Here is a 24169-nt window from a genome sequence, read left to right as displayed (position 1 = left end):
CTGCCCGTCGGGTGCGCCGTCGTGAGGGGCCATGATGTCCCGGACACTGGTGTACGTGCCACAGAGCACCGCCGTGACGGACGGCCAGAACGCCGTTCGATAGGGTCGGCCACGATGCACAAGACCTTGATCGTGACCAACGACTTCCCGCCCCGGCCCGGCGGCATCCAGGCGTTCCTGCACAACATGGCGCTGCGGCTCGACCCCGAGCGGCTCGTCGTCTACGCCTCCACCTGGAAGCGTTCCCGGGAGGGTGTCGGGGCGACGGCCGCCTTCGACGCGGAGCAGCCCTTCACCGTCGTACGCGACCGTACGACGATGCTGCTGCCCACCCCGGCGGCCACCCGGCGGGCGGTCGGACTGCTGCGCGAACACGGGTGCACCTCGGTGTGGTTCGGGGCGGCGGCCCCGCTCGGCCTGATGGCACCGGCGCTGCGCCGCGCGGGCGCCGAGCGGATCGTGGCCACCACCCACGGCCACGAGGCCGGCTGGGCCCAGCTGCCCGCCGCACGGCAGCTGCTGCGCCGGATAGGGGAGTCCACGGACACGATCACCTACCTCGGTGAGTACACGCGCTCCCGGATCGCCTCGGCGCTCACCCCGCAGGCCGCGGCGCGGATGGTGCAGCTGCCGCCGGGCGTCGACGAGAAGACCTTCCACCCCGGCTCGGGCGGTGACGAGGTGCGGGCGCGCCTCGGTCTGACCGACCGGCCGGTGGTCGTGTGCGTCTCCCGGCTGGTGCCGCGCAAGGGCCAGGACACGCTGATCCGGGCGATGCCCGCGGTCCTGGCGGCCGAACCGGACGCCGTGCTGCTGATCGTCGGCGGCGGCCCCTACGAGAAGGACCTGCGCCGCCTCGCCCAGGACACCGGCGTCGCCGCGTCCGTCCGCTTCACCGGCTCCGTCCCCTGGTCCGAACTCCCCGCGCACTACGGCGCCGGCGACGTCTTCGCCATGCCCTGCCGCACCCGGCGCGGCGGCCTGGACGTCGAGGGCCTCGGCATCGTCTACCTGGAGGCGTCCGCGACCGGCCTGCCGGTCGTCGCGGGCGATTCCGGCGGCGCCCCCGACGCGGTCCTCGACGGCGAGACCGGATGGGTCGTCCGGGGCGGCGAGCCGGCCCAGACGGCCGACCGCCTCACCACCCTCCTCGCCGACGAGGAGCTCCGCCGGCGCATGGGCGAGCGGGGACGCGCCTGGGTCGAGGAGAAATGGCGCTGGGACCTACTGGCCGAACGGCTGAAGACGCTCCTGTGACGAGGCTCCGCCCTGGAGCGCCGTCCGGATCGGGCCGCCCCAGGGGCGCGGGGAACTGCGCGACCAGCCACATACGACCCGCACCCGCGAACGGCGCCCGGGCGGCACCCCGGACCGCGCCCCCTACTTGGCGTAGATCGCCTCGATCTCGTGCGCGTAGTCCTTGGCGACGACGTTCCGCTTCAGCTTCAGCGACGGAGTCAAGTGCCCCGACTCCTCGGTGAACTGCGCCGGCAGCACCCGGAACTTCCGTACCGACTCCGCCTTGGACACCGCGGAGTTCCCGTCGTCGATCGCCGTCTGGATCGCGGCCAGCAGATCCGCGTCCTCGCTCAGCGACGCCGCCGTCGAGCCGGCCGGCTTGCCGTGCTCGGCGCACCAGCGGTCCAGGAACTCCTCGTCGATGGTGACCAGCGCGCCCACGAACGGCCGCCCGTCGCCCACGACCATGCACTCGGCGACCAGCGCGTGCGCCCGGATCCGGTCCTCGATGACCGCCGGGGCGACGTTCTTGCCGCCCGCCGTCACCAGTATTTCCTTCTTCCGGCCGGTGATCCGCAGATAGCCGTCCTCGTCCAGGGTGCCGATGTCCCCGGTGTGGAACCAGCCGTCGGCCAGCGCCTCGGCGGTCGCGGCCGGGTTGTTCCAGTACTCCTTGAACAGGTGCTCGCCGTGCAGCAGCACCTCACCGTCGTCCGCTATCCGGATGACCGACCCGGGCAGCGGCTGCCCGACCGTGCCGATCTTCTGCCGGTCCCACGGGTTGAACGCGGTGGCCGCGCAGGACTCGGTCAGTCCGTAGCCCTCCAGCACGCTGAAGCCGATACCGCGGAAGAAGTGGCCGAGCCGCTCGCCCAGCGGGGCGCCGCCGGAGATGGCGTACTCGCCGCGCCCGCCCAGCACCGCGCGCAGCTTGCCGTAGACCAGGCGGTCGAACACCTTGTGCTTGATCCTCAGGCCGACCGAGGGGCCGGACGGCGTGTCCAGTGCCCGGCTGTAGGCGATGGCGGTGTCCGCCGCCTTGTCGAAGATCTTGCCCTTGCCGTCGGCCTGGGCCTTGGCCCGCGCCGAGTTGTAGACCTTCTCGAAGACCCGCGGCACACCGAGGATCAGCGTCGGCCGGAACGAGGCCAGCTCGTCGGTGAGGTTCTTGATGTCCGGCACGCAACCCAGCTTGATCGGCGCCACCATCGGCGCGATCTGCACCATCCGCCCGAAGACGTGCGCGAGCGGCAGGAACAGCAGCACCGAGCACTCGCCGGTGCGGAACAGCGGCCGCAGCCGCTCCACGATGTTGCCGCACTCGGCGAAGAAGCTGCGGTGGGTCAGCACACAGCCCTTGGGCCGGCCGGTGGTGCCGGAGGTGTAGACGATGGTCGCCGGGTCGTCGGCCTTGGCGGCCGAGCTGCGCTCCTCGACCGTCTCGTCGGTGACGCCCTGCCCGAGCCGGTTCAGCTCGTCCAGACCGCCGGCCTCGATCTGCCACAGGTGCTTCAGCGCGGGCAGCCGGTCGCGTACCGACTCCACGGTCGCCGCGTGGGCGTCGAGCTCCACGACACAGGCGGTGACACCGGAGTCGCTGAGGATCCACGCCACCTGCTCCGGCGAGCTGGTCTCGTACACCGGCACGGTGATCGCGCCGGCGCTCCAGATCGCGAAGTCCAGCAGGGTCCACTCGTAGCGGGTGCGGGACATCAGGGCGACCCGGTCGCCGGGCTGCACACCGGCGGCGATCATGCCCTTGGCGGCCGCCCGCACCTCGGCGAGGAAGGTGGTGGACGTCACGTCCTGCCACGTACCTCCGACCTTGCGGGCGATGACGGCGACGTCGGGGTGCTGCGCGGCGTTTCGGCGGACGATGTCGGCCAGGTTGCCGTCCGCGGGGACCTCGTACAAAGCCGGAAGGCTGAACTCGCGCAAGACTGCTGCTCCTCTTAGGGCGCCGGCGCCACGACGTTGTGCGATGCGACGGTGCGGTCCAAGGCTCGGGCTGGTGCTCGCGAATTCACTAGTTGAAATCCCGAGCACGACTGGACTGCCCGGACGTTACCCGTCGGTATGGCCTCTGGGACAGGGGGTCCCCGCCAGATGTTCGCTGCGTCACACAGGTTGGTGTTTCATCGCGCACAGTAGTCCACCTCCGGACCGACGAGCCAGTAACCGCAGGTAGGCCCGACATTGTTCAGGCGCGCCGCACGCGTCTACCCTTGATCGCCATGGCATCCACACCCGGCGGGAACCGGCGCACGCGCCTCCACGTGGTCAGCGACGTGCACGGCAACGCCCGCGACCTCGCCCGGGCCGGAGAGGGCGCCGACGCCCTGATCTGCCTGGGCGACCTGGTGCTCTTCCTCGACTACGCCGACCACTCGCGCGGCATCTTCCCCGACCTGTTCGGCGCCGCGAACACCGACCGCGTCGTGGAGCTGCGCACCGCCCGCCGCTTCGAGGAGGCGCGCGAGTTCCAGCGGCGGCTCTGGGCCGGCATCGGCGCGGACCGGGCCGCGGTGATCGAGACGGCGGTGCGCAAGCAGTACGCCGAGCTCTTCCCCGCCTTCCCCACACCGACGTACGCCACCTACGGCAACGTCGACGTGCCGCCCCTGTGGCCGCAGTACGCCGGTCCGGGCACGACCGTCCTGGACGGCCAGCGGGTGGAGATCGGCGGCTGGACCTTCGGCTTCGTCGGCGGCGGGCTGCGCACTCCCATGCGCACGCCGTACGAGATCGACGACGAGGAGTACGCGGCGAAGATCGAGGCCGTCGGCGAGGTCGACGTGCTGTGCACGCACATCCCGCCGGAGGTGCCGGAACTGGTCTACGACACCGTCGCCCGCCGCTTCGAACGGGGCAGCCGCGCCCTGCTGGACGCCATCCGCCGCACCCGGCCCCGCTACTCCCTCTTCGGGCACGTGCACCAGCCGCTGGTGCGGCGCATGCGGATCGGCGCCACCGAATGCGTCAACGTGGGTCACTTCGCGAGCACCGGACGGCCCTGGGTGCTCGAGTGGTGAGGCCACGAGGGCACGGATGTCCCAGGTCGGATGAGTTCCGCCGGTGCGGTGCACGATAGCCTTCCGCTGCACGCGCGTGCGCCGGGCGACCGGCGCACGGCATGACGACTACCGGCCCGCATCTGGAGGAGCCACGGAGATGGCGGAACACACCAGCTCGAGCATCACGATCGAGGCGGCACCGGCCGACGTCATGGCGGTGATCGCCGACTTCGACCGCTATCCCGACTGGACGGGCGAGGTGAAGGAGGCGGAGGTCCTCAAGACCGACGAGCAGGGCCGCGCCGAGCAGGTGCGTCTCGTCATGGACGCGGGCGCCATCAAGGACGACCAGACCCTGGCGTACACCTGGACCGGCGGCCACGAGGTCTCCTGGACCCTGGTGAAGTCCCAGATGCTCCGCTCCCTCGACGGCTCCTACGTCCTCACCCCGGCCGGCCCCGGCACCACCGAGGTCACCTACCGGCTGACCGTCGACGTGAAGATCCCCATGCTCGGCATGATCAAGCGCAAGGCGGAGAAGGTCATCATCGACCGTGCGCTGGCGGGCCTGAAGAAGCGCGTGGAATCCGGCCCGCAGTAGACCGGCACAGCGGACCGGCCGGAGCGGACCGGCACGCTGGGGACCGTCCCGGGCAGTCACCCGGCAGGCGCCGGCGGCCGGAACCCGTCCCCGCCCGGCGTCGGTTAGCGTTCACCCCCATGCGCACCCTCCTGATCACGGGCCCCGGCGGCAGCGGCCGCACCACCACCGCTGCCGCCACCGCGCTCACCGCGGCCCGCGAGGGCACCCGCACCCTCCTGCTCGGCACCGACCGCACGGACACCCTCGGCGCGGTGCTCGGCACCCCCGTCGCATCCGCGCCCACCGAGATCGCCCCCCGCCTCACCGCCCGCCGCGTCGACCCCGACACCGGCTTCCGGGAGGATCTCGCCGCCCTCCAGGACCGCGCCGCCCCAGCCCTGGACCTCCTCGGCGCCTCCCGCCTGGAACCCGAGGAGACCGGCCCCCTCCCCGGCGCCGAGGAACTCGCCGTGCTGCGCGCCCTGCGCGACGCCGCACTCCAGGACGAGACGTACGACCTCCTGGTCGTCGACCTCCCGCCCGCCCCCCGCGCCCTCGCCCTCCTCGCCCTCCCCGAGGAACTCCGCCGCCACCTGCGCCGCCTCCTGCCGCCCGAGCGTCAGGCCGCCCGCGCGCTGCGCCCCGTGCTCGGCCGCCTCGCCGGTGTGCCGATGCCCGCGGAGTGGCTGTACGAGGCGGCGGCCCGCCTGGACCGCCAACTCGCCGCCGTCGAAGCCGTCCTCGCCGACCGCGGCACCGCCGTACGGCTGGTCGCCGAACCGGGCCCCGCGGGCGCCGACGCCGTCCGCACCGCCGGTCTCGGCCTCGCCCTGCGCGGCCTGCGCACCGACTGGCTGATCGCCACCCGCGTCCTGCCGGAGGGCGACGCCGACAGCTGGCTCGCCGGACCCGTCGCCCAGCAGCGCAAGACCCTGGACGCGTGGCGCGAGACGTACGACGTCCACCAGGTCGCCCACCTGGGACGCGACCCGCGCGGCGGCGACGACCTCGCCGCGCTCGCCGTGCCCGGGGCCGGGACGGGCCGCGGCGCCCCCGACTGGCCGGTCACCGACAGGCTCGCCGACGACGGCGTCCTCGTCTGGCACCTCCCCCTCCCGGGCGCCCGCCGCGGGGAACTCGACCTCATACGGCGCGGCGACGAACTGGTCGTCACCGCGGGGCCGTTCCGCCGCACCGTCCCGCTGCCCTCTGCGCTGCGCCGCTGCACCGTGGACGGCGCCGCCCTGCGCGAGGACGAACTGCGCGTCCGCTTCCGGCCGGATCCGGGGCTGTGGCCGCGCACCCGCTGAAGTGACGGCGGCCGTTCGGGTACCGTCGATAGGGCCACCCGCAGTCAAGGAGTCCGTCATGAGCGAACAGCTCCCCCCGTTCGACGACGCCGGGGACGAGAGCGTCGACAAGCCGGCGGACGACGTACGGGAGGCCCCCGCCGAATCCCACGCCGACGCCTGGGCGACCGCGGCAGCCGAGGACCTCGAGGCGGAGAAGGCCCGCCGCCGTGCCCAGTACGGACCGCCCCCCGGTTCCGCAGCCGAGGAACTGAGGAAGCTCGTCGACGCCGTCGCCGACAAGCTCTCCGGCCTGCAGTCGCCGCTCCTCGGCGCGGTCGCCGGACCCGCGGCGCAGCAGGTCGTCCGCCAGGTCGTCGAGCAGGCGAAGGCCGCCGTCGAACCCGTCATCGAACGCAACCCGGACGTCTTCGACCACCTCGCCGCCGCGGGCAACGAACTCCTCGCGGCCTACCGCTCCGCCGTCCAGGACCAGGAGCGCCGCTGGACGGCCCGCGACGCCCGCCCCCGTGACGCCGAGGAGCGCCGTGACCGGGGCGACGACCCCGGCACCGGGACCGGCGAGCACATCGACCTGGACTGACCCCACGGCCCCGGCACACCACCCTTGGTGCCCGCCGTGTCGCCCACCGTACGGACACCGGGACTTCTCGGGCAGAGCCTCGGGTACCGTTGGCGGTAGCGGGGCTCGACCGGAACTGAGGGATTCATGGGACTCACCATCGGCGTCGATATCGGCGGCACCAAGATCGCGGCGGGCGTGGTCGACGAGGAGGGCAACATCCTCTCGATCCACAAGGTGCCGACCCCGGGCACGCCCGAGGAGATCGTGGACGCCATCGCCTCCGCGGTGGAAGGAGCGCGCACCGGACACGACATCGTCGGCGTGGGCATCGGTGCGGCCGGATACGTCAACCGCCAGCGCTCCGAGGTCTACTTCGCCCCCAACATCCACTGGCGCAACGAACCGCTCAAGGAGAAGGTCGAGGCCCGTGCGGGTCTCCCGGTGGTCGTGGAGAACGACGCCAACGCCGCCGCCTGGGGCGAGTACAAGTTCGGCGCGGGCAAGGGCCACCGCAACGTCATCTGCATCACGCTCGGCACCGGCCTCGGCGGCGGCGTGATCATCGGCAACAAGCTGCGCCGCGGCCACTTCGGCGTGGCCGCCGAGTTCGGCCACATCCGCATGGTGCCGGACGGTCTGCTGTGCGGCTGCGGCTCGCAGGGCTGCTGGGAGCAGTACGCCTCCGGCCGCGCCCTCGTCCGCTACGCCAAGCAGCGCGCCAACGCCACCCCCGAGAACGCGGAGACGCTGCTCTCCCTCGGCGACGGCACCCCCGAGGGCATCGAGGGCAAGCACGTCTCCATGGCCGCCCGCCAGGGCGACCGGGTGGCCGTCGACTCCTACCGCGAGCTGGCCCGCTGGGTCGGCGCCGGCCTCGCCGACCTCGCCTCCCTCTTCGACCCCTCCGCCTTCATCGTCGGCGGCGGCCTCTCCGACGAGGGTGAACTGGTCCTCGGCCCGATCCGCAAGTCCTACAAGCGCTGGCTGGTCGGCGGCAACTGGCGCCCGGTCGCCGACGTCCTCGGCGCCCAGCTCGGCAACAAGGCCGGCCTGGTGGGCGCGGCGGACCTCGCCCGCGAACCGGACCCGATCATGTAACCCCTCTCCGCCACACGCACGGCTGCGCCCGCCTGACTCCCTCGGAGGACGGCGGGCGCAGCCGTACCCCGCGACGGTCAGCCGACCGCTCCTCCGCGGTGATGACGCGGTGGCCGGTGCCGGTGAGGTTGCCCAGCCTGCGCCGCCCGACTGCCTGGCACGGCCGTCATACGCGTATTGCGATGCCCGTGTGGCCAAGGCGCGGATCAGTATCAGCTTGGGGCAGGACGAGGCCGAACGCATCCGGCAGCACGCGGAGCGGGCGGGTATGGATGTGTCGGCGTACCTGGTGCACGCCGCGACGCGGCAGATGGCCGAGAGCGATGCCATAGAGGAGCAGTTCGCCGAGGTGGACGCGCTCATCTCCCGGGCGGAGCGGGCGGCGGACGGATTGCCGGACGAACCCGCCCCGGAAGCGGCCGCACAACTGACGGAGCAGGAACGCCGGGAGGTCGAGGAGGCCCTCGCTCTCGCCCACGGCCGGGACCGGAACGGCCGTCGTCCGGGCCACGCCGCGTGAGTGCACGGGTACCGGTCCACGACACCGGCATGCTCATCGCCCTCGCCGACCGCAAGGCGAAGGCGGTGGCTCTCCACGAAGGGCTCCGCACGCTCCCGCATCGGGCGCTGGTGCTCGGCCCGGTTCTCGCCCAGGTGTGGCGCCCCCGGCCGGCGCTGGTGCACGCCCTGTCCGGGCTACTGAAGGACTGCACCGTCCCCCGGGCCCGTACGTCCGAACCGCCCATGCGTGAGACGAAGGCGGGCCGTCCCGGGTGCCTGGCCTGTGCGACGGGTCCGGACCTCGCGGACTGGCGGCCCTCGCCACCACGGATGTGCACGTGGTCGCCGTCTGACGGCATGGGGACCTGGGTCCGGAGTCCGTGCGAGCTTCGGCTCGGGTGTCACCGGCATGAAAAAAGCTCTGACCCCCGGACCCTGCTCGGCCGTGATCGGGGCGTATGCGCGTCAGCTGCGGAGTCACCCGGCGTGACTTCATCGGCCGTGTGAACTCCGGCCCGTGTCAGCGTGTGCGTCGGACTATCTTGATCGCATGGCGACGACTCCGCTGCTGCCCGACTCCCGGACGGAGCCCGATGGTTCGGCCGTTGTCCGGGTGCTCAGCTACAACATCCGCTCCCTGCGGGACGACACCGACGCCCTGGCCCGGGTGATCGGTGCCTGTGCGCCCGATCTGGTGCTGCTTCAGGAGGCGCCCCGGTTCTTCCGGTGGCGGAAGAAACTCGCCCGGCTGGCGTCGGAGTCCGGACTGGTGATGCTCTCCGGGGGCGCCACCGCCGCAGGGCCCGCCCTCCTGTGCTCGCTGCGGGCCACCGTCGAACGGACCGAGGACGTGCTGCTGCCGCTCACCCCGGGACAGCACCGGCGCGGACTCGCCACCGCCGTCGTACGGTTCGGCGGGGCGCGGGTCGGGGTGCTGAGCTGTCACCTGTCCCTGGAGCGGCGCGAGCGGTACGCCCAGGGGGGCATGCTGCTCGACCGGCTCGCCGGGATGGGCGTGGAGCATGTGGTGGCGGGCGGGGACCTGAACGAGGGGCCGGACGGGCGGACCTTCCGGCGGCTCGGCGAGTCCCTGACCGACTGCTGGACCGCCGCGCCCTGGGGCGGCGAGCACACCTGGGTCCGCGACGAACCCCACCGGCGCATCGACGCCCTCTTCGTCAGCAAGGGCGTCGAGGTACTGGGGTGCGGGGTGCCGCTCGGTCAGCCCGGGGTGAGCGAGCGGGACCTGACCGCGGCCACGGACCACCTGCCCGTGCTGGCCGCGCTCCGGGTCCCGGCCGCCTAGCCGAAGCCGGCGGTCAGACCACCGCGCCGCGCCCCGGGTCGTCCTCGTCGTCCTCGTCCGTGCGCATCCGCATCACCAGCGTGGCGAAGCCGCCCAGGAAGCCGCCGATGCACAGGGTGGTCAGCCACCAGGTCATCTCCCAGCCGAGGAGCACCGCCAGCAGCAGGAGCAGCGGGCCGCCCAGCACCCCGAGCCAGGCGAACCGGGAGGTCACGTCGGTCTCCGGCAGCGGCGGCGGCTCCGGCGGGACGAAGTGCCCCTCGTCGCTCTCGTCGAGGTCTTCCTCGGCGGGCTCGGCCACGCTGTAGTCACGCGGGCCGCCGCCCCCGACGCCGGGCGCGAAGGAGACGGAGCCGCCCAGCGGCTTGGCCGGTTTCTCCTCGGCCTTCCTGGGCGGTGCCTTGGTCTCGCCCGCGCCGTCCTCCTCGTTGGTCTCCGCCTCCAGCAGCGCCAGGTCCTCGACGGACTTGAACGGCTTGGCGCCCGGCGGGTCCGGCGGCTCCTCGCCGTACCCGGCGACGATCGCCTCCCACGCGGCTCTCTCGTCGAAGGGGACGCCCTTCTCCTCCGGCTCGCGGCCCTCACGGTCCGAGTCGTGCTCAGCCACCTGTGGTCGTCCCTTCCTTGCCGAGACCGGGCTCCTTGACGGCGCCGGGCGCCAGTCGGCCGATGAACGCGGCGCTCTCCCGGAAGATCCGCTCCGCGTCATGGTCCAACGTCGCCACGTGGTAGCTCTGTTCCAGCAGGATCTCCGTCACGTCCGCCGACGACACCCGGCCGAGGATCCGCGCCGAGTCCGCGGGCGGCACCACATGGTCCTGCGGGCTGCGCATCAGCAGCAGCGGCTGGGTGACCCCGGGCAGTTCGCCGTCGACGAGCCGGAAGAAGTTCCGCAGGGAGTGCGCCGCGTGCAGCGGCACCTTCTCGTAGCCGAGTTCCCTGGTCAGCGGCTTCGCGATGTCACTCGCGATGCCCTTCGTCGCCGGGACGAGGTGACGCAGCACCGGAAGGGCGTGCGCGGCCACTCCGTGCACCTTGTTCGCCGGGTTGACGACCATCACGCCGCTGACCGCGTCACCGTGCCGCGCCGCCAGCCGCAGCGCGAGCGCGCCGCCCATCGACAGCCCGGCCACGAAGAGCCGCTCGGAGCGGTCGCTCAGCAGCCGCAGTTCGCGGTCCACCTGGGCGTACCAGTCCTGCCAGCCGGTGACCCCGAGATCCTGCCAGCGGGTGCCGTGCCCGGGCAGCAGCGGCAGCGAGACGGTGAGGCCGCGCTCGGCGAGATACTCCGCCCAGGGGCGCAGCGACTGCGGCGAACCGGTGAAGCCGTGGCAGAGGAGAACGGCGGTCTCCCCGCCCTCGTGGCGGAACGGCTCGGCGCCGGGCAGGAGCGACACCTGCGGCCTCCTGTTCGGTGAGTCGGTGAGTCGGTGAGTCGGGATCGCTGGGAGTCGAGGGGACGTGCCGGCGCGTCACGACGGCCGGGCACGGGCGGCACACGGATTGCAGGACCTTCACCGTACGCGACCGCACTGACACCGACCAGGGCCGTCGGGCCCTTCGGCGGCTCCCCGGGATATGGTCTGACCAACACGCACGGGAGGCACTCGGTTGTTGTACGGCACGATGAAGGTCGCCATCGGAGGGCCGCTGAAGCTCGCCTTCAGGCCCTGGGTGGAAGGCCTGGAGAACATCCCCGCCGAGGGCCCGGCCATTCTGGCCAGCAACCACCTGTCGTTCTCGGACTCCTTCTTCCTCCCCGCGGTCCTGGACCGCAAGGTCACCTTCATCGCCAAGGCCGAGTACTTCACCACACCAGGGGTGAAGGGCCGGATGACGGCCGCCTTCTTCAAGGGCGTGGGCCAGCTCCCCGTGGACCGCTCCGGGGCGCGCGGCGCCGGTGAGGCCGCGATCAGGAGCGGCATAGAGGTGCTGGAGCGCGGCGAGCTGTTCGGGATCTACCCCGAGGGCACCCGCTCGCCCGACGGCCGCCTCTACCGCGGCAAGCCGGGCGGTCTCGCCCGCGTGGCGCTGGCCACCGGCGCGCCCGTGATCCCGGTCGCCATGATCGACACGGAGAAGATCCAGCCCCCCGGGCAGGTCAGGCCGAAGCTGATGCGGCCCGGCATCCGGATCGGCAGGCCGCTGGACTTCACCCGCTACCAGGGCATGGAGCACGACCGTTTCATCCTCCGCGCGGTGACCGACGAGGTCATGTACGAGATCATGAAGCTCTCCGGCCAGGAATACGTCGACATGTACGCCACCGCCATGAAGCGGCAGCTCACGGAGGCGGCCAAGGCCGAGAAGGAAGCGGAGAAGGCCGCGAAGGCCGCCCTCGCCCGCGCGGAGAAGGAACAGGCCGAGAAACTGAGGGCCGCGATGGAGCAGGCCGACCGGGAGCGGACCGAGAGAGGGTCCGGGCCCTAACCGGGCCGGACGGGGGCATGGGGGACATGGCCAAGCGCGAGAGAGTCGTACGCATGTCGGTCGAGCAGCCGCTGTGGCGTGCCCTGGCCGGCTACCGGGTCCTCGCCATGATCTACGCGGTCGGGCTGTTCGCCGCCGCCCACGAGGAGTTCGCCCGCCCCTGGCTCGCCGCCGGCTTCTTCGCCGTACTCGTGGTGTGGACCCTCGCCACCCTGCCCAGGGTCGCGAGCGCGGCCGCCTGCACCAGGCGTTTCCTCACCGCCGACCTGACCCTCGCGCTCACCGGCATCCTGCTCACCCCCGTCGCCGACGCCGCCGAGCGCGTCCACGCGGGCGGCCCGACCCTGCCGTCGATCTGGACCGCGGGCTCGGTCCTCGCCTTCGCCATCAAGGGCGGCTGGCGCTGGGCGGCCCTCGCCTCCACCCTCGTCGCCGTCGCCAACCTGATCGAACGCGGCGCCCCCGCCCGCGACACCGTGCACAACGTGATCCTCGTCTGGGTCGCCTCCATCGCCATCGGCTACGTCGTCGAGGTGGCCCGCGCCTCCGAGCGCACCCTCGCCCGCGCCCTGGAGATCGAGGCCGCGACCCGCGAGCGCGAGCGGCTCGCCCGGGACATCCACGACAGCGTGCTCCAGGTGCTGGCGATGGTGCAGCGGCGCGGCGCGGTGATCGGCGGCGAGGCCGCGGAGCTGGGGCGGATGGCCGGCGAGCAGGAGGTGGCCCTGCGCACCCTCGTCTCCGGCGGCCTCGTCCCCGTGTCCCGCTCCCCGCGGGACACCGCCCGGGGCGCCGTCGTACGGGCCGTGGACGAGGACGAGGACACCACCGCCGACGACGGCCCGGTCGACCTGCGCCCCCTGCTCGCCCCCTACGCAGGAGCCCTGGTCAGTCTCGCCGAACCCGGAGCGCCGGTGCCGCTCGCGCCGGCCGCCGCGCGGGAGGTGGCCGCCGCCGTCGGAGCCGCCCTGGACAACGTGCGCCGGCACGCCGGGGAACGCGCCCGCGCCTGGATCCTCGTCGAGGACGAACCGGACGAGGTGATCGTCACCGTCCGCGACGACGGACCCGGCATCCCCGAGGGACGGCTCGTCCAGGCCGAGGGGGAGGGACGCCTCGGAGTGGCCCTGTCCATCCGCGGACGGCTGCGCGACCTCGGCGGCAGCGCCGAGCTGATCTCGGTGCCGGGGCAGGGCACGGAGGTCGAACTGAAGGTGCCCAAGCAGACGGAGTACGGACACGACCCGCGGGGGAAGGCGGAGCAGCGATGACGGACACCACCGGGAAGCCGGCCGATCCGATCAAGGTCATGGTGGTCGACGACCACCCCATGTGGCGCGACGCCGTCGCCCGTGACCTCTCCGAGTCCGGATTCGAGGTCGTCGCCACCGCCGGCGACGGCGACCAGGCGGTCCGCCGGGCCAAGGCCGCCACACCCGACGTCCTCGTCCTGGACCTGAACCTGCCCGGCAAACCCGGCGTCCAGGTCTGCAAGGAGGTCGTCGCCGCGAACCCCGCCGCCCGCGTCCTGGTGCTCTCGGCCAGCGGCGAGCACGCCGACGTCCTGGAGGCGGTGAAGTCCGGCGCCACCGGCTACCTGCTGAAGTCGGCCTCCACCGGGGAGCTTCAGGACGCCGTGCGCCGCACCGCCGTCGGCGACCCCGTGTTCACCCCCGGGCTCGCCGGACTGGTCCTCGGCGAGTACCGCCGCCTCGCCTCCGAACCGGCCGGCGCCGCTCCCTCCGACGGCGAGAACAAGGCCCCCCGGCTGACCGACCGCGAGACCGAGGTGCTGCGCCTGGTCGCCAAGGGCCTCAGCTACAAGCAGATCGCCGAACGGCTCGTCATCTCCCACCGCACCGTGCAGAACCACGTGCAGAACACCCTCGGCAAACTCCAGCTGCACAACCGCGTCGAGCTCGTCCGCTACGCCATCGAGCGCGGCCTCGACGACGAGTAGAGCGCCCACGCCCGCCGCTCGCCCGCCCGTTCCCGCCCCGGACGGGCGAGGAGCGCCCGTACTATGCGCCGGTACGGCAATGGACCAGCACGACATCCGGAGGAAACCCGTGGAGATCCTGGCGTTCGGTGTGCAGGCGGACGAGAAGCCCCTGGTCGAGCGGGCTTTCGAAGGCCACCACCCGGTGCGCGGGCTGGACGTCTTCCTCAACACGGACACCGCCCCCATCGCCGCCGGCCACGAGATCATCTCCACCAGCGTCAACTGCGACCTCGGCGCCGAGGTGCTCTCCGACCTCGCGGCCGGCGGCACCCGGATGGTCGCCCAGCGCTCGACCGGCTTCAACAACGTCGACCTGGAGGTCGCCGAGCGGCTCGGCCTGACGGTCGCCCGGGTCTCGTACTACTCGCCGTACTCGGTCGCCGAGTTCGCCTGGACCCTCGCCATGGCCGTCAACCGCCGGATCGTCCGCGCCTCCACCCGCACCCGTGACTTCGACTTCCGGCTCGACGGCCTGATGGGCCGCGACCTGCACGGCCGCACCGCCGGTGTCATCGGCACCGGAAAGATCGGCGAGGCGTTCGCCCGGATCGCCCACGGCTTCGGCATGCGGCTGCTCGGCTGGGACGTCGCCGAGAACCCCGCCTGCCGGGACCTCGGCATGACCTACGTCCCCAAGGAGCAGCTCCTCGCCGAGTCCGACCTGGTCAGCCTGCACGTCCCGCTGCTGCCCGCCACCCACCACCTCATCGACGCCGACGCCCTGAAGGCGATGCGGGACGACGCGATCCTGGTGAACTCCAGCCGGGGCGGCCTCATCGACACCGCGGCCCTCGTCGCCGAGCTGCGCGCGGGCCGCTTCACCGGCGTCGGCCTGGACGTGTACGAGGCGGAGGCGGGACTGTTCTTCCTCGACAAGTCCCTCGAGGCCGTCGACGACGACACCCTCGCCCGCCTCGTCACCTTCCCCAACGTGCTGATGACCTCCCACCAGGCGTACTACACCGAGGACGCCGTCGGACAGATCGTCGAGACCACCGTGCGCAACGTCCTCGACTACACGGCGGGCCGCCGCTCCGAGAACGTGCTGGTGCCCCGCAGCTGACCCATCAGCTCCCGCACCACCGCCGCGCCGTTCAGCGTCAGCACCGACTCGGGGTGGAACTGCAGCCCGGCGAAGCCGGGGCCCCGCAGCGCGTGCACCTCACCGCCGGCCGTGCGGCTCACCTCGACGCCGTGCGCGGCCAGCTCCCGCGCGGTGTCGTCGTCGCAGTGCGCCACGAAGCTGTTGTAGAAGCCGACCGTCTCCGGCCGCCCGAACAGGTCGATCTCCGTCTGCGCCCCCTGGTACGGGACGTCCTTGCGTACGATCTCCAGGCCCAGCTCGGCCGCGATCAGCTCGTGTCCGAGGCAGACGCCCAGGACGCCGTGGCGGTTGTCCCGGATGACGTCGGCGGTCAGCGCGCCGAGGAAGCGCATCTTCGGGTCGGCCGTGTCGGACGGGTCGCCCGGACCGGGACCCAGCACCAGCGGGCCCTCGTGCGCCAGCACCGTCTCCCGCAGACCCGGCTCGTCGTACCGGCGCACGGTCACCTCCAGACCGGTGGCGCGCAGCACATGGGCCAGCATCGCGGTGAAGGTGTCCTCCCCGTCGACGACCAGGGCGTGTCCGCAGAGCTCCCCCGACCGCTCCTGCATCCGCAGCCAGAACGGCGCCAGCGAGGACCGGCGCCCGTCCAGCGCGGCCCGTACCCGCGGATCATCGGCCAGCCGCGGCCGTGCCGCCTCCTCGCGCGGACGCCCGGGACGCACCCCCAGAGCCGCCAGCACCCCGGCCGCCTTGGCGTGCGTCTCCGCCACCTCGGACGCCGGGTCCGAGCCGCGCACCAGCGTGGCCCCGACCGGCACCCGCAGCCGCCCGGCCGCGTCGATGTCGGCGGTCCGGATGAGGATGGGGGAGTCCAGCGTCTGGGCGCCGCCGGCTCCCTCCCGCCCGCCACCCCCCGAGTTCCGGCCGATCAGCGCCAGCGCGCCCGCGTAGTAGCCGCGCCCGCCGACCTCGTGCCGTTCGATCACCCGGCAGGCGTTCTGCACCGGCGACCCGGTGACGGTCGCCGCGAACAGGGTCTCCCGCAGCACCTCGCGCACGTCCAGCGAGGACCGGCCGCGCAGCTCGTACTCGGTGTGCGCGAGGTGCGCCATCTCCTTCAGCCGGGGGCCGACCACCACGCCGCCCATGTCGCCGACGGTGCACATCATCTTGAGCTCCTCGTCGACGACCATGGACAGCTCCTCGATCTCCTTGCCGTCGGCGAGGAAACCGAGCAGGTGCTCAGGGGTGGGCCCGCCGGCCGGGTAGCGGTAGGTGCCGCTGATCGGGTTCATCACGACCGTCCCGCCGGACGCCCTGACGTGCACCTCCGGGCTGGCCCCGACCAGCGTCCGGTCCCCGGTGTGGACGACGAACGTCCAGTACGCGCCCCGCTCGCCCTCCAGGAGGCGCCGGAACAGCGCCAGCGCGTCGGCCCGCCCGAACCCGGGGATCTCACCCTCGTACGTCCGGCGGATCACGAAGTTGGCGCCCTCGCCCCCGCCGATCTCCTCGTCGAGGACCCGGCCGACGATCCGCGCGTACTCCTCGTCGCCGACGTCGAAGCCGCCGCCCTCGACGCGGACGTCATGGGCGGGGAGCCGGTCGAGGGCCTCGGCGAGAGGGAACGCGTGGCGCTCCTCGGGGGTCAGCACCAGCAGCGGGGTGCCGTCGTCGCGCACGTCGAAGCCGCGCTCGCGGATCTGCCGGAAGGGGACCAGCGCCAGGCCCTCCTCGGGGAGGTCGGCCAGGTGCTCACGGGTGTCCACCGGGCCGACCAGCAGCTCGACCACCTCGTGGTCGTGACCGGGAGTGCGGCGGCGCAGCAGCGCGAAGGGGCGGTCGTCGTGGGGAAGCCGTGCCAGGTCCATGGTGGACGTTCCTCGTTTCGTCTCGGTCATGAGCAGAGCCGTCATGAGCGTCGGAGGAACGACCCGGAAAACACCGAAGGCCGCCCCTCGGGCGGCCTTCGCGAAGTCTGTGCGTACGCGCAGTCAGTGGGCCGCCGGGAGAGCGGTCCACCACCAGGTGCGGGTCGAGTGCGCGAACATGGCCCCGACCCTAGCGCATCCCCGGGTCGTGCGGCCCCTGTCTCATTTGTTGGGCGTCGGGCTGGACGACCGATCCGACCCCGTAATGTGGGTTGCGTGACCGTGAACGCTAAGACCAGCGCGAGCGCTGGCAACACCTGGCGAGACCTGCCCGCGGCGCAGCAGCCCGAGTACCCCGACACCGAGGCTCTGCGCGCAGTGATCGCGGACCTCGAGTCGTATCCGCCGCTCGTCTTCGCGGGCGAGTGCGACCAGCTGCGCGCCCGGATGGCGTCCGTCGCCAAGGGAGAGGCGTTCCTCCTCCAGGGCGGCGACTGCGCCGAGGCCTTCGACGCCGTGTCCGCCGACCACATCCGCAACAAGCTCAAGACGCTCCTGCAGATGGGCGCCGTGCTCACCTACGCGGCGTCCGTGCCCGTGGTGAAGGTCGGGCGGATCGCCGGCCAGTACTCCAAGCCGCGCTCCAAGCCGACCGAGACCCGCGACGGGGTGACGCTGCCCACGTACCGGGGCGACTCCGTCAACGGGTTCGCCTTCACCGAAGAGGCCCGGATCCCGGACCCCGAGCGGCTGAAGCGGATGTACCACGCGTCGGCCTCCACGCTGAACCTGGTGCGTGCCTTCACCACCGGCGGTTACGCCGACCTGCGTCAGGTGCACGCCTGGAACCAGGACTTCGTGAAGTCGTCCCCCTCCGGCCAGCGCTACGAGCAGCTGGCCCGCGAGATCGACCAGGCGCTGAACTTCATGCAGGCCTGCGGCGCGGAGCCGGAGGAGTTCAAGACCGTCGAGTTCTTCTCCTCGCACGAGGCGCTGCTGCTCGACTACGAGTCCGCGCTGACCCGGGTGGACTCCCGCACCGGTCAGCTGTACGACGTCTCCGGGCACATGGTGTGGATCGGCGAGCGCACCCGGCAGCTGGACCACGCGCACATCGAGTTCGCCTCCCGGATCCGCAACCCGATCGGCATCAAGCTCGGCCCGAGCACGACGGCCGAGGAGGCGCTGCAGTACATCGACCGTCTCGACCCCGAGCGTGAGCCGGGCCGGCTGACGTTCATCGTGCGGATGGGCGCGGACAAGATCCGCGACAAGCTGCCCGAGCTGGTCGAGAAGGTCACCGCGTCCGGTGCTGCCGTGGCCTGGGTGACCGACCCGATGCACGGCAACACCTTCGAGGCGGCCTCCGGCCACAAGACCCGCCGCTTCGACGACGTGCTCGACGAGGTGAAGGGCTTCTTCGAGGTCCACAAGGAGCTGGGCACCCACCCGGGCGGCATCCACGTGGAGCTGACGGGTGACGATGTCACCGAGTGCGTGGGCGGCGGCGACGAGATCTTCGTCGACGATCTGCACCAGCGCTACGAGACGGCCTGCGACCCCCGGCTCAACCGCAGCCAGTCCCTGGACCTGGCGTTCCTCGTCGCGGAGATGTACCGCGACCAGTAGCGGGACCCGCCGGAGACCCGGCGGGAAGGGGTGGGGCGCGCATCACATGCGATCGCGTCCCACCCCTCTTTTGCGCCCCGGGAGCGCCAGGTAAGGTTAGGTTAGCCTCACCGATCCAGGGTCGGTTCGGCTCGACCCAGTGCTCCGTCGGGAGGTGACCCGCGTGTTCGTCTGCAGCTGCTTCGGCGTGACCGAGGAACAGGTGAGGAGCCACGCGGAGGCCGGGGCGTGCACGCCCCGGCAGATCGCCTCCGCCTGCAAGGCCGGCACCGACTGCGGCGGCTGTGTGCGCCGCATCCAGGCGCTGCTCGGCCGCGGCTCCTGCCCGCGCCGGCAGCTGGTCGGCCAGGGCGGGCAGCCGCTCGCCGCGGAGCTCCCGGAAGCCGCTTAGACCCGGCGGTCACGCCCCGGCGGTCAGTGCGTCGAGAAGCCGCCCGTGCCCGGGCCCGACGCGTCGGGCTGGGACTGCTCGACGACCGTGGACAGGTAGAGCGACTCGCCCAGCTTCTCGATGAGGTCCAGCTGGGTGTCCAGGTAGTCGATGTGATGCTCCTCGTCGGCCAGGATCGCCTCGAAGATGTTGGCCGAGGTGATGTCGTTCTTGTTGCGCATGACCTCCACCCCGCGGCGCAGCCGGTCGATCGCCTCGAGCTCGACCTCCCGGTCGGCCTGGAACATCTCGGTGACGGTCTGCCCCACCCGGACGTGGAACAGCCGCTGGTAGTTCGGCAGGCCGTCGAGCAGCAGGATGCGGTCGGTGAGCACCTCCGCGTGCCGCATCTCGTCGAAGGACTCGGCACGCGTGTACCGGGCCAGCTTCGTCCAGCCCTTGTGGTCCTGCAGCTTCGAATGCAGGAAGTACTGGTTGATCGCCGTGAGCTCGGCGGTCAGCTGCTCGTTCAGGAATTCGATGACCTCGGGGTCGCCCTGCATCGCATGGGCTCCTTCCGCGCGGGAACTGGCAGGTTGGGGCGCATGATTGCACCGGCGCGGAGAATCGTCCAGTAAGTGATGACTTAGTAAGTACGTACATACTCAGTCCGTTTCGCACCCGATTGCCCGAACCTGTCGGGCCCGGTTCAGGGGCATCGCCCCCGGTCTGTCAGGATGGAGACATGGGTCAGCCGGCGGAACGCGAATCGGGGGAGCGCGCAGCAGAGGGAGCGGTACATCCCGAGCTCCCGCCGGGGCAGCGGCTGCAGAAGGGCTGGCCGGTCACCCACTACGGACCGGTCCCCAAGTTCCGGCCCGAACGCTGGGAGTTCCGGGTCTTCGGCGCGACCGCCGACGGTGGGAAGCACTGCTGGAACCACGAGGAGTTCACCGCGCTGCCGTACACCACCGTCGTGGCCGACCTGCACTGCGTCACCAAGTTCAGCATGGTCGGCGCCGAGTGGGGCGGCGTCCCGGCGCGCACCGTCGTGGACATCGCCCCGCCCGCGCCCGACGTCACCCATGTGATGGTGTGGGCGGAGTACGGATTCAGCTCCAACCTGCGGCTCGAGGACTTCACGTCCGCGCGGTCCCTCTTCGCCACCCACAAGGACGGCGAGCTGCTGACCGCCGAGCACGGGTTCCCGCTGCGGCTGATCGTCCCCCATCTGTACGCCTGGAAGGGACCCAAATGGGTCCGCGGCGTGGAGTACATGACCGCCGACCGCCGGGGCTTCTGGGAGGAGCGCGGCTACCACAACGTCGGCGATCCGTGGCGGGAGCAGCGCTACTCCTACCAGGAGGAGCCCGGGGAGGGCCCCGAACTCTGATCCGCCGCCGCGCTCAGGCGTCCCGGAGCTTCTTCAGCCGCTCCACGTCCGCGGCGTGCCCCTCCTTGCCGCCGGGCGTCTCGATGACCAGCGGCACGCCCTCGGTCGCCGGATGCGTCATCAGCGCCCGGAACGGATCCTCACCGATGTGTCCCGCCCCGATGTTGGCGTGCCGGTCCTTGTGCGCGCCGGCCACGTCCATCGAGTCGTTGGCGTGGATCAGCTTCAGCCGCCCCTCGCCGACCGTGCCCACCAGCAGATCCAGCGTGAGGTGCATGCCGTCCGGCCCGGTCAGGTCGTGTCCGGCCGCGAAGACGTGGCAGGTGTCCAGGCAGACACCGAGCTTGGGATGGGCGTCCAGCGCCTCGAAGTACGGCCCGAAGTCCCAGATGCGCGCGCACAGGGAGGAGCCCTGGCCGGCGGTGGACTCCAGCAGCAGGTACGGGTCGTCGTCGTGGGTGAGTTCGTCGAGCAGCGGCAGCATGTGCTCCCGTACCTGCTTCAGCGCCACCGCCCGCTCCCGGCCGCCGGTCGCGCTGCCCGTGTGCACGACCACGCCGAGCGCGCCGATCGCCCGGGCCCGCCGCAGGGAGTGCCGCAGCGACTCCACCGACCGCTCCACGGTCGCCTCGGTGTGGGAACCGAAGTTGATCAGGTACGGGGCGTGCACGTACGCCGGGATCGACGCGGCGGCGCAGGCCGCGCGGAACGCCTCGTCCTGCCGGGGGTTTCCGGCCGGGGTGGCCCAGCCGCGCGGGTTGGCGACGAACACCTGCACGGTCTCGGCGCGCAGCTCACGGGCGTAGGACAGGCCGACGGAATGCAGGCCGCCGGCCACGGGGACGTGGCCGCCGATCGGGTTGCGGGCAGGGCCGGACGGGTGACTCTTCACCCGTCAAGGGTGACACGGGCGGGCGGGCCGCCCGTGCGTCCCTCCCGTCAGCGGATCTCGATGGTGATCGTCGACCCCTTGGGCGCGGTGTCCCCGCCGTCCACGGACTGGTCCTTGACGGTGTCACCGAACAGGCCGAGCAGTCCGCGCTCCTCCTTCACCCGGAAACCGGCGCCCTCCAGCCGCACCCTGGCGTCGTCCACGCTGTCGCCGACCACGTCCGGCACCTCGATCATCTCGGGACCCTTGGACAGCGTCAGCGTCACCGTGTCGCCCTCGGCGGCCTGCCGGCCGGGGGCCGGGCTCTGCCGGGCCACCTCACCGGCGTCGTGCTCGGAGTTGACCCGCTCCTCGGCGACCTTCACCTTCAGACCGGCCTCCTCCAGCTCGGCGCGCGCGTCCGCCGGCTCGTCACCGGCGACGTCGGGCACGTCCACCGGGCGGCCCTTGCTCACCGTCAGCGCCACCGCGGAGTCCGCGCGGACCTTGGTGCCCTTGCCCGGCTCCGTCGAGATCACGGAACCCGCGGCCACGCTCCCGCTGAACTCCTCGGTCGTCATGCCGGGCTTCAGGCCCTCGTCCTCCAGCAGCGAGCGCGCCTTGTCGAGCGGGTAGCCGTCGAGGTCGGGCACCCGCACGGTCCGCGGGCCCCTGGAGACGGTCAGCGACACCGAGTCGTTGCCGCGGATGCGGGCGCCGGCCTTCGGATCGGTGGCGATCACCTTGCCCCGCTCCACCGTGTCGCTGTACGCCTCCTCCACGCTCCCGACGTCCAGACCCGCGTCCGCCAGCCGGTCCCGGGCCTCCTGCTCGGTCTTGGTCAGCAGCGGCGGGACCTTGGTGAACTGGCCCGAGTTGATGTACCAGACGCCCGCGCCGAGCCCGAGGACCAGCAGCACGGCCACCACGACCGCCATCGGGCCGCGCGGCAGCGCCGCCCGGCGCCGGGGCGGCAGCGGCGGTGGGGACTGGAGGCGGCTGGTGTGCCGCACCGGGCCCTCGTCCTCGTCGACGGGCAGCGGGCGGGGCATGACGGGCGCGCGCGGGATGACGCTCGTGCGGTCGTCCGCGTTGTCGTGCTCCGAGGACAGCGCCTGCGGCGGCACCGCGTCGAGCTGCGCGTCACTGAGCCGGCCGCGTGCCCCGCGGGCCAGCGCGAGCAGCGCCACCGCGTCGTACGGACGCACCTCGGGGTTGCGGGCGGTCGCCGACGCGACCAGCTCGTCCAGCTCGTAGGCCATCCCGGCGACGGCGGACGACGGCGGCGGAACGTCGTCGTGCAGGTGCTTGTAGAGCACGATCGCGGGGGAGTCGCCGTCGTGCGGCTTCTCCCCGGTGAGCATCTCGTACAGCAGGATGCCGCAGGCGTAGACGTCCACCCGGGGGTCGGCGACGCCGTCCTCTATCTGCTCCGGGGCCAGGTAGGAGACCGTGCCCAGCACGGTGCCCGTGGTGTTCGTCACCGAGTCCACCGCGCGGACCAGTCCGAAGTCGGCGACCTTGACCCGGCCGTCGTCCCCGATCAGCACGTTCTCCGGCTTCATGTCCCGGTGCACGAATCCGGCCCGGTGTGCGGCACCGAGCGCGGCCAGCACCGGCTCCAGGATGTCCAGCGCGGCCCGCGGCTGGAGCGCCCCGCGCTCGCGCAGCACGTCGCGCAGGGTGCAGCCGGCGATGTACTCCATCGCCAGGTAGACGTACGCCCCCTCGGCGCCCTGGTCGAAGACCTGCACCACGTTCGGGTGGGCCAGCCGGGCGACGGACTTGGCCTCGCGGATGAACCGCTCGACGAAGGAGGCGTCGGCGGCGAGGGAGGGGTGCATCACCTTGAGCGCGAGGATGCGGTCGAGGCGGGTGTCCACGGCCCGGTAGACCGTGGCCATCCCGCCGACCGCGATCCGCGCGTCGACGCGGTAGCGGCCGTCGAGCACCTGCCCGACCAGAGGGTCCTGAAGGGTCGTGTCCACGCAGCGAGTCTACGAGGCCCCGCCGACACCCCCGCCCGGTCCGTCCCCGTTGCAGCGGACCTGTGACGCGCACCGGGGGGAACCGCGAGCGGGGGAGGCACCCGGCGACCCCGCCGGGCGAAGCCCACGCCCGCCCGGCACCGGCGAGCAGCGCCTAGAAGGCGGGCCGCTCCGGATCCAGTACGGCCATGCCCTCCGCGGGAGAGGACGCCGTGGCGAACCACCGCCGGGGGATCCTCCCGGCGCGCCGCGCCAGACGCCCCGCCTCCACCGCCCCCCGCATCGCGCCGGCCATCAGCACGGGCTCCTGCGCCCGCGTCACCGCCGACGCCAGCATCACCCCCGCGCACCCCAGTTCCATCGCGAGCGCGGCGTCGGACGCCGTTCCCGCCCCCGCGTCGAGGATCACCGGCACCCCCGCCCGCTCCACGATCAGCTCGAAGTTGTGCGGATTGCGGATGCCCAGCCCCGACCCGATCGGCGACCCCAGCGGCATCACCGCCGCGCACCCCACGTCCTCCAGCTTCCGCGCCAGCACCGGATCGTCGTTGGTGTACGGCAGCACCGTGAACCCGTCGTCCACCAGCGTCTCCGCCGCGTCCAGCAGCTCCACCGGGTCCGGCAGCAGCGTCCGCTCGTCGGCGATGACCTCCAGTTTCACCAGGTCCGTGCCGAGCGCCTCGCGCGCGAGCCGCGCGGTCAGCACGGCCTCCCCGGCGGTGAAGCACCCCGCCGTGTTGGGCAGCACCCGGATGCCCAGCCTCTCCAGCACCGACAGCACGGACCCGTGCACCGAGGCGTCCACCCGCCGCATCGCGACGGTCGTCAGCTCCGTCCCGGACGCCACCAGCGCCCGCTCCAGCACGTCGAGGCTCGGCGCCCCTCCGGTACCCATGATCAGGCGGGACGTGAAGGACGTAGCGCCGAGGACGAACGGATCGTCGGCCATGG

Annotated in this window: 24 protein-coding genes; 15 read left to right on the top strand and 9 right to left on the bottom strand. The window is 72.4% G+C overall.

The features are described from left to right. The first annotated feature begins 114 nt into the window (after positions 1 to 114). Positions 115 to 1257 carry a glycosyltransferase family 4 protein gene (locus ACZ6A9_RS06175; protein WP_468979291.1) on the top strand — a complete coding sequence of 381 codons (1143 nt, stop codon included), beginning with the start codon at positions 115 to 117 and terminating at the stop codon, positions 1255 to 1257. Between the two features lie 123 nt (positions 1258 to 1380). On the opposite strand, the gene ACZ6A9_RS06170 is transcribed toward ACZ6A9_RS06175, so the two are convergent. After that, entirely contained in the window at positions 1381 to 3177 is a 1797-nt protein-coding gene (locus ACZ6A9_RS06170; protein WP_468979286.1) for an AMP-dependent synthetase/ligase, read from the bottom strand. Positions 3178 to 3473: 296 nt separating this feature from the next. On the opposite strand from ACZ6A9_RS06170, the gene ACZ6A9_RS06165 reads away from it, so the two are divergent. The 7 genes from ACZ6A9_RS06165 (at position 3474) to ACZ6A9_RS06135 (ending at position 9616) form a co-directional block, all read left to right on the top strand. Beyond that, positions 3474 to 4271: a metallophosphoesterase family protein gene (locus ACZ6A9_RS06165; protein ID WP_468979279.1), complete on the top strand. Its 798-nt coding sequence runs from the start codon at positions 3474 to 3476 to the stop codon at positions 4269 to 4271. A 139-nt stretch (positions 4272 to 4410) separates the two neighbouring features. Next, positions 4411 to 4854, top strand: coding sequence for an SRPBCC family protein (locus ACZ6A9_RS06160; RefSeq protein WP_468979274.1), 444 nt, complete (start codon positions 4411 to 4413; stop codon positions 4852 to 4854). Between the two features lie 119 nt (positions 4855 to 4973). Then, positions 4974 to 6146, top strand: a complete 1173-nt coding sequence (locus ACZ6A9_RS06155) for an ArsA family ATPase (protein WP_468979269.1) — start codon at positions 4974 to 4976, stop codon at positions 6144 to 6146. A gap of 58 nt (positions 6147 to 6204) precedes the next feature. Continuing rightward, complete coding sequence (locus ACZ6A9_RS06150) at positions 6205 to 6729, top strand: DUF5304 domain-containing protein (protein ID WP_468979262.1); 525 nt, start codon at positions 6205 to 6207, stop codon at positions 6727 to 6729. Positions 6730 to 6855: 126 nt separating this feature from the next. Beyond that, on the top strand, positions 6856 to 7809 hold the full coding sequence (locus ACZ6A9_RS06145) for an ROK family glucokinase (protein WP_468979259.1): 954 nt from the start codon (positions 6856 to 6858) through the stop codon (positions 7807 to 7809). A 109-nt stretch (positions 7810 to 7918) separates the two neighbouring features. Next, on the top strand, positions 7919 to 8329 hold the full coding sequence (locus ACZ6A9_RS06140) for a plasmid mobilization protein (protein ID WP_468979255.1): 411 nt from the start codon (positions 7919 to 7921) through the stop codon (positions 8327 to 8329). A 531-nt stretch (positions 8330 to 8860) separates the two neighbouring features. Next, complete coding sequence (locus ACZ6A9_RS06135; protein ID WP_468979251.1) at positions 8861 to 9616, top strand: endonuclease/exonuclease/phosphatase family protein; 756 nt, start codon at positions 8861 to 8863, stop codon at positions 9614 to 9616. A 13-nt stretch (positions 9617 to 9629) separates the two neighbouring features. Here the strand turns inward: ACZ6A9_RS06135 and ACZ6A9_RS06130 are convergent, their stop codons facing one another. Together ACZ6A9_RS06130 and ACZ6A9_RS06125 are read right to left on the bottom strand one after the other, a co-directional pair. Beyond that, positions 9630 to 10223, bottom strand: coding sequence for a hypothetical protein (locus tag ACZ6A9_RS06130; protein ID WP_468979247.1), 594 nt, complete (start codon positions 10221 to 10223; stop codon positions 9630 to 9632). Further along, the gene (locus tag ACZ6A9_RS06125) at positions 10216 to 11013 is read right to left on the bottom strand and encodes an alpha/beta hydrolase (protein ID WP_468979244.1); all 798 of its coding nucleotides are present in this window, start codon (positions 11011 to 11013) and stop codon (positions 10216 to 10218) included. Before ACZ6A9_RS06125 ends, ACZ6A9_RS06130 begins: the two co-directional genes overlap by 8 nt. Before the next feature lie 229 nt (positions 11014 to 11242). Between ACZ6A9_RS06125 and ACZ6A9_RS06120 the strand changes: the two genes are divergently transcribed. From ACZ6A9_RS06120 to ACZ6A9_RS06105, 4 genes are all read left to right on the top strand, one after another. Next, on the top strand, positions 11243 to 12046 hold the full coding sequence (locus ACZ6A9_RS06120) for a lysophospholipid acyltransferase family protein (RefSeq protein ID WP_468980670.1): 804 nt from the start codon (positions 11243 to 11245) through the stop codon (positions 12044 to 12046). Between the two features lie 26 nt (positions 12047 to 12072). Next, positions 12073 to 13317, top strand: a complete 1245-nt coding sequence (gene macS, locus ACZ6A9_RS06115) for a MacS family sensor histidine kinase (protein ID WP_468979241.1) — start codon at positions 12073 to 12075, stop codon at positions 13315 to 13317. After that, positions 13314 to 14006, top strand: a complete 693-nt coding sequence (locus tag ACZ6A9_RS06110; RefSeq protein WP_468979238.1) for a response regulator — start codon at positions 13314 to 13316, stop codon at positions 14004 to 14006. The genes macS and ACZ6A9_RS06110 overlap by 4 nt, the downstream gene beginning before the upstream one ends. 109 nt (positions 14007 to 14115) lie before the next feature. Beyond that, a complete protein-coding gene (locus tag ACZ6A9_RS06105) occupies positions 14116 to 15111 on the top strand; it encodes a 2-hydroxyacid dehydrogenase (RefSeq protein ID WP_468980665.1) in 996 nt (331 codons plus the stop codon). On the opposite strand, the gene ACZ6A9_RS06100 is transcribed toward ACZ6A9_RS06105, so the two are convergent. Together ACZ6A9_RS06100 and ACZ6A9_RS06095 are read right to left on the bottom strand one after the other, a co-directional pair. Continuing rightward, the gene (locus tag ACZ6A9_RS06100) at positions 15063 to 16967 is read right to left on the bottom strand and encodes an anthranilate synthase family protein (protein ID WP_468980662.1); all 1905 of its coding nucleotides are present in this window, start codon (positions 16965 to 16967) and stop codon (positions 15063 to 15065) included. The two genes, ACZ6A9_RS06105 and ACZ6A9_RS06100, sit on opposite strands and share 49 nt — an antisense overlap. A 123-nt stretch (positions 16968 to 17090) precedes the next feature. Further along, positions 17091 to 17147 carry a trp operon leader peptide gene (locus ACZ6A9_RS06095; protein WP_125510426.1) on the bottom strand — a complete coding sequence of 19 codons (57 nt, stop codon included), beginning with the start codon at positions 17145 to 17147 and terminating at the stop codon, positions 17091 to 17093. A 96-nt stretch (positions 17148 to 17243) separates the two neighbouring features. On the opposite strand from ACZ6A9_RS06095, the gene ACZ6A9_RS06090 reads away from it, so the two are divergent. Further along, positions 17244 to 18596 carry a class II 3-deoxy-7-phosphoheptulonate synthase gene (locus ACZ6A9_RS06090; protein WP_468979236.1) on the top strand — a complete coding sequence of 451 codons (1353 nt, stop codon included), beginning with the start codon at positions 17244 to 17246 and terminating at the stop codon, positions 18594 to 18596. A 163-nt stretch (positions 18597 to 18759) separates the two neighbouring features. Further along, positions 18760 to 18987 (top strand): (2Fe-2S)-binding protein, encoded by a 228-nt coding sequence (locus ACZ6A9_RS06085; RefSeq protein ID WP_468979234.1) that lies wholly within the window; start codon positions 18760 to 18762, stop codon positions 18985 to 18987. A 23-nt stretch (positions 18988 to 19010) separates the two neighbouring features. On the opposite strand, the gene bfr is transcribed toward ACZ6A9_RS06085, so the two are convergent. Next, on the bottom strand, positions 19011 to 19529 hold the full coding sequence (gene bfr, locus ACZ6A9_RS06080; RefSeq protein ID WP_468979231.1) for a bacterioferritin: 519 nt from the start codon (positions 19527 to 19529) through the stop codon (positions 19011 to 19013). A gap of 182 nt (positions 19530 to 19711) precedes the next feature. Here bfr and ACZ6A9_RS06075 point away from each other — a divergent pair, with 182 nt between their 5' ends. Then, complete coding sequence (locus ACZ6A9_RS06075) at positions 19712 to 20359, top strand: sulfite oxidase-like oxidoreductase (RefSeq protein WP_468979229.1); 648 nt, start codon at positions 19712 to 19714, stop codon at positions 20357 to 20359. Between the two features lie 13 nt (positions 20360 to 20372). Here the strand turns inward: ACZ6A9_RS06075 and ACZ6A9_RS06070 are convergent, their stop codons facing one another. The 3 genes from ACZ6A9_RS06070 to ACZ6A9_RS06060 form a co-directional block, all read right to left on the bottom strand. Next, on the bottom strand, positions 20373 to 21251 hold the full coding sequence (locus ACZ6A9_RS06070) for a deoxyribonuclease IV (protein WP_468979225.1): 879 nt from the start codon (positions 21249 to 21251) through the stop codon (positions 20373 to 20375). A 47-nt stretch (positions 21252 to 21298) separates the two neighbouring features. Continuing rightward, on the bottom strand, positions 21299 to 23218 hold the full coding sequence (pknB, locus tag ACZ6A9_RS06065; RefSeq protein WP_468979221.1) for a Stk1 family PASTA domain-containing Ser/Thr kinase: 1920 nt from the start codon (positions 23216 to 23218) through the stop codon (positions 21299 to 21301). Between the two features lie 154 nt (positions 23219 to 23372). Beyond that, positions 23373 to 24167: a thiazole synthase gene (locus ACZ6A9_RS06060; protein WP_468979218.1), complete on the bottom strand. Its 795-nt coding sequence runs from the start codon at positions 24165 to 24167 to the stop codon at positions 23373 to 23375. Positions 24168 to 24169: the final 2 nt, after the last annotated feature.

The organism is Streptomyces sp. NPDC041124 (assembly GCF_055592385.1).
The sequence above is the reverse complement of the archived record's forward strand: the minus strand, read 5'-3'. Positions and strand labels throughout refer to the sequence as shown.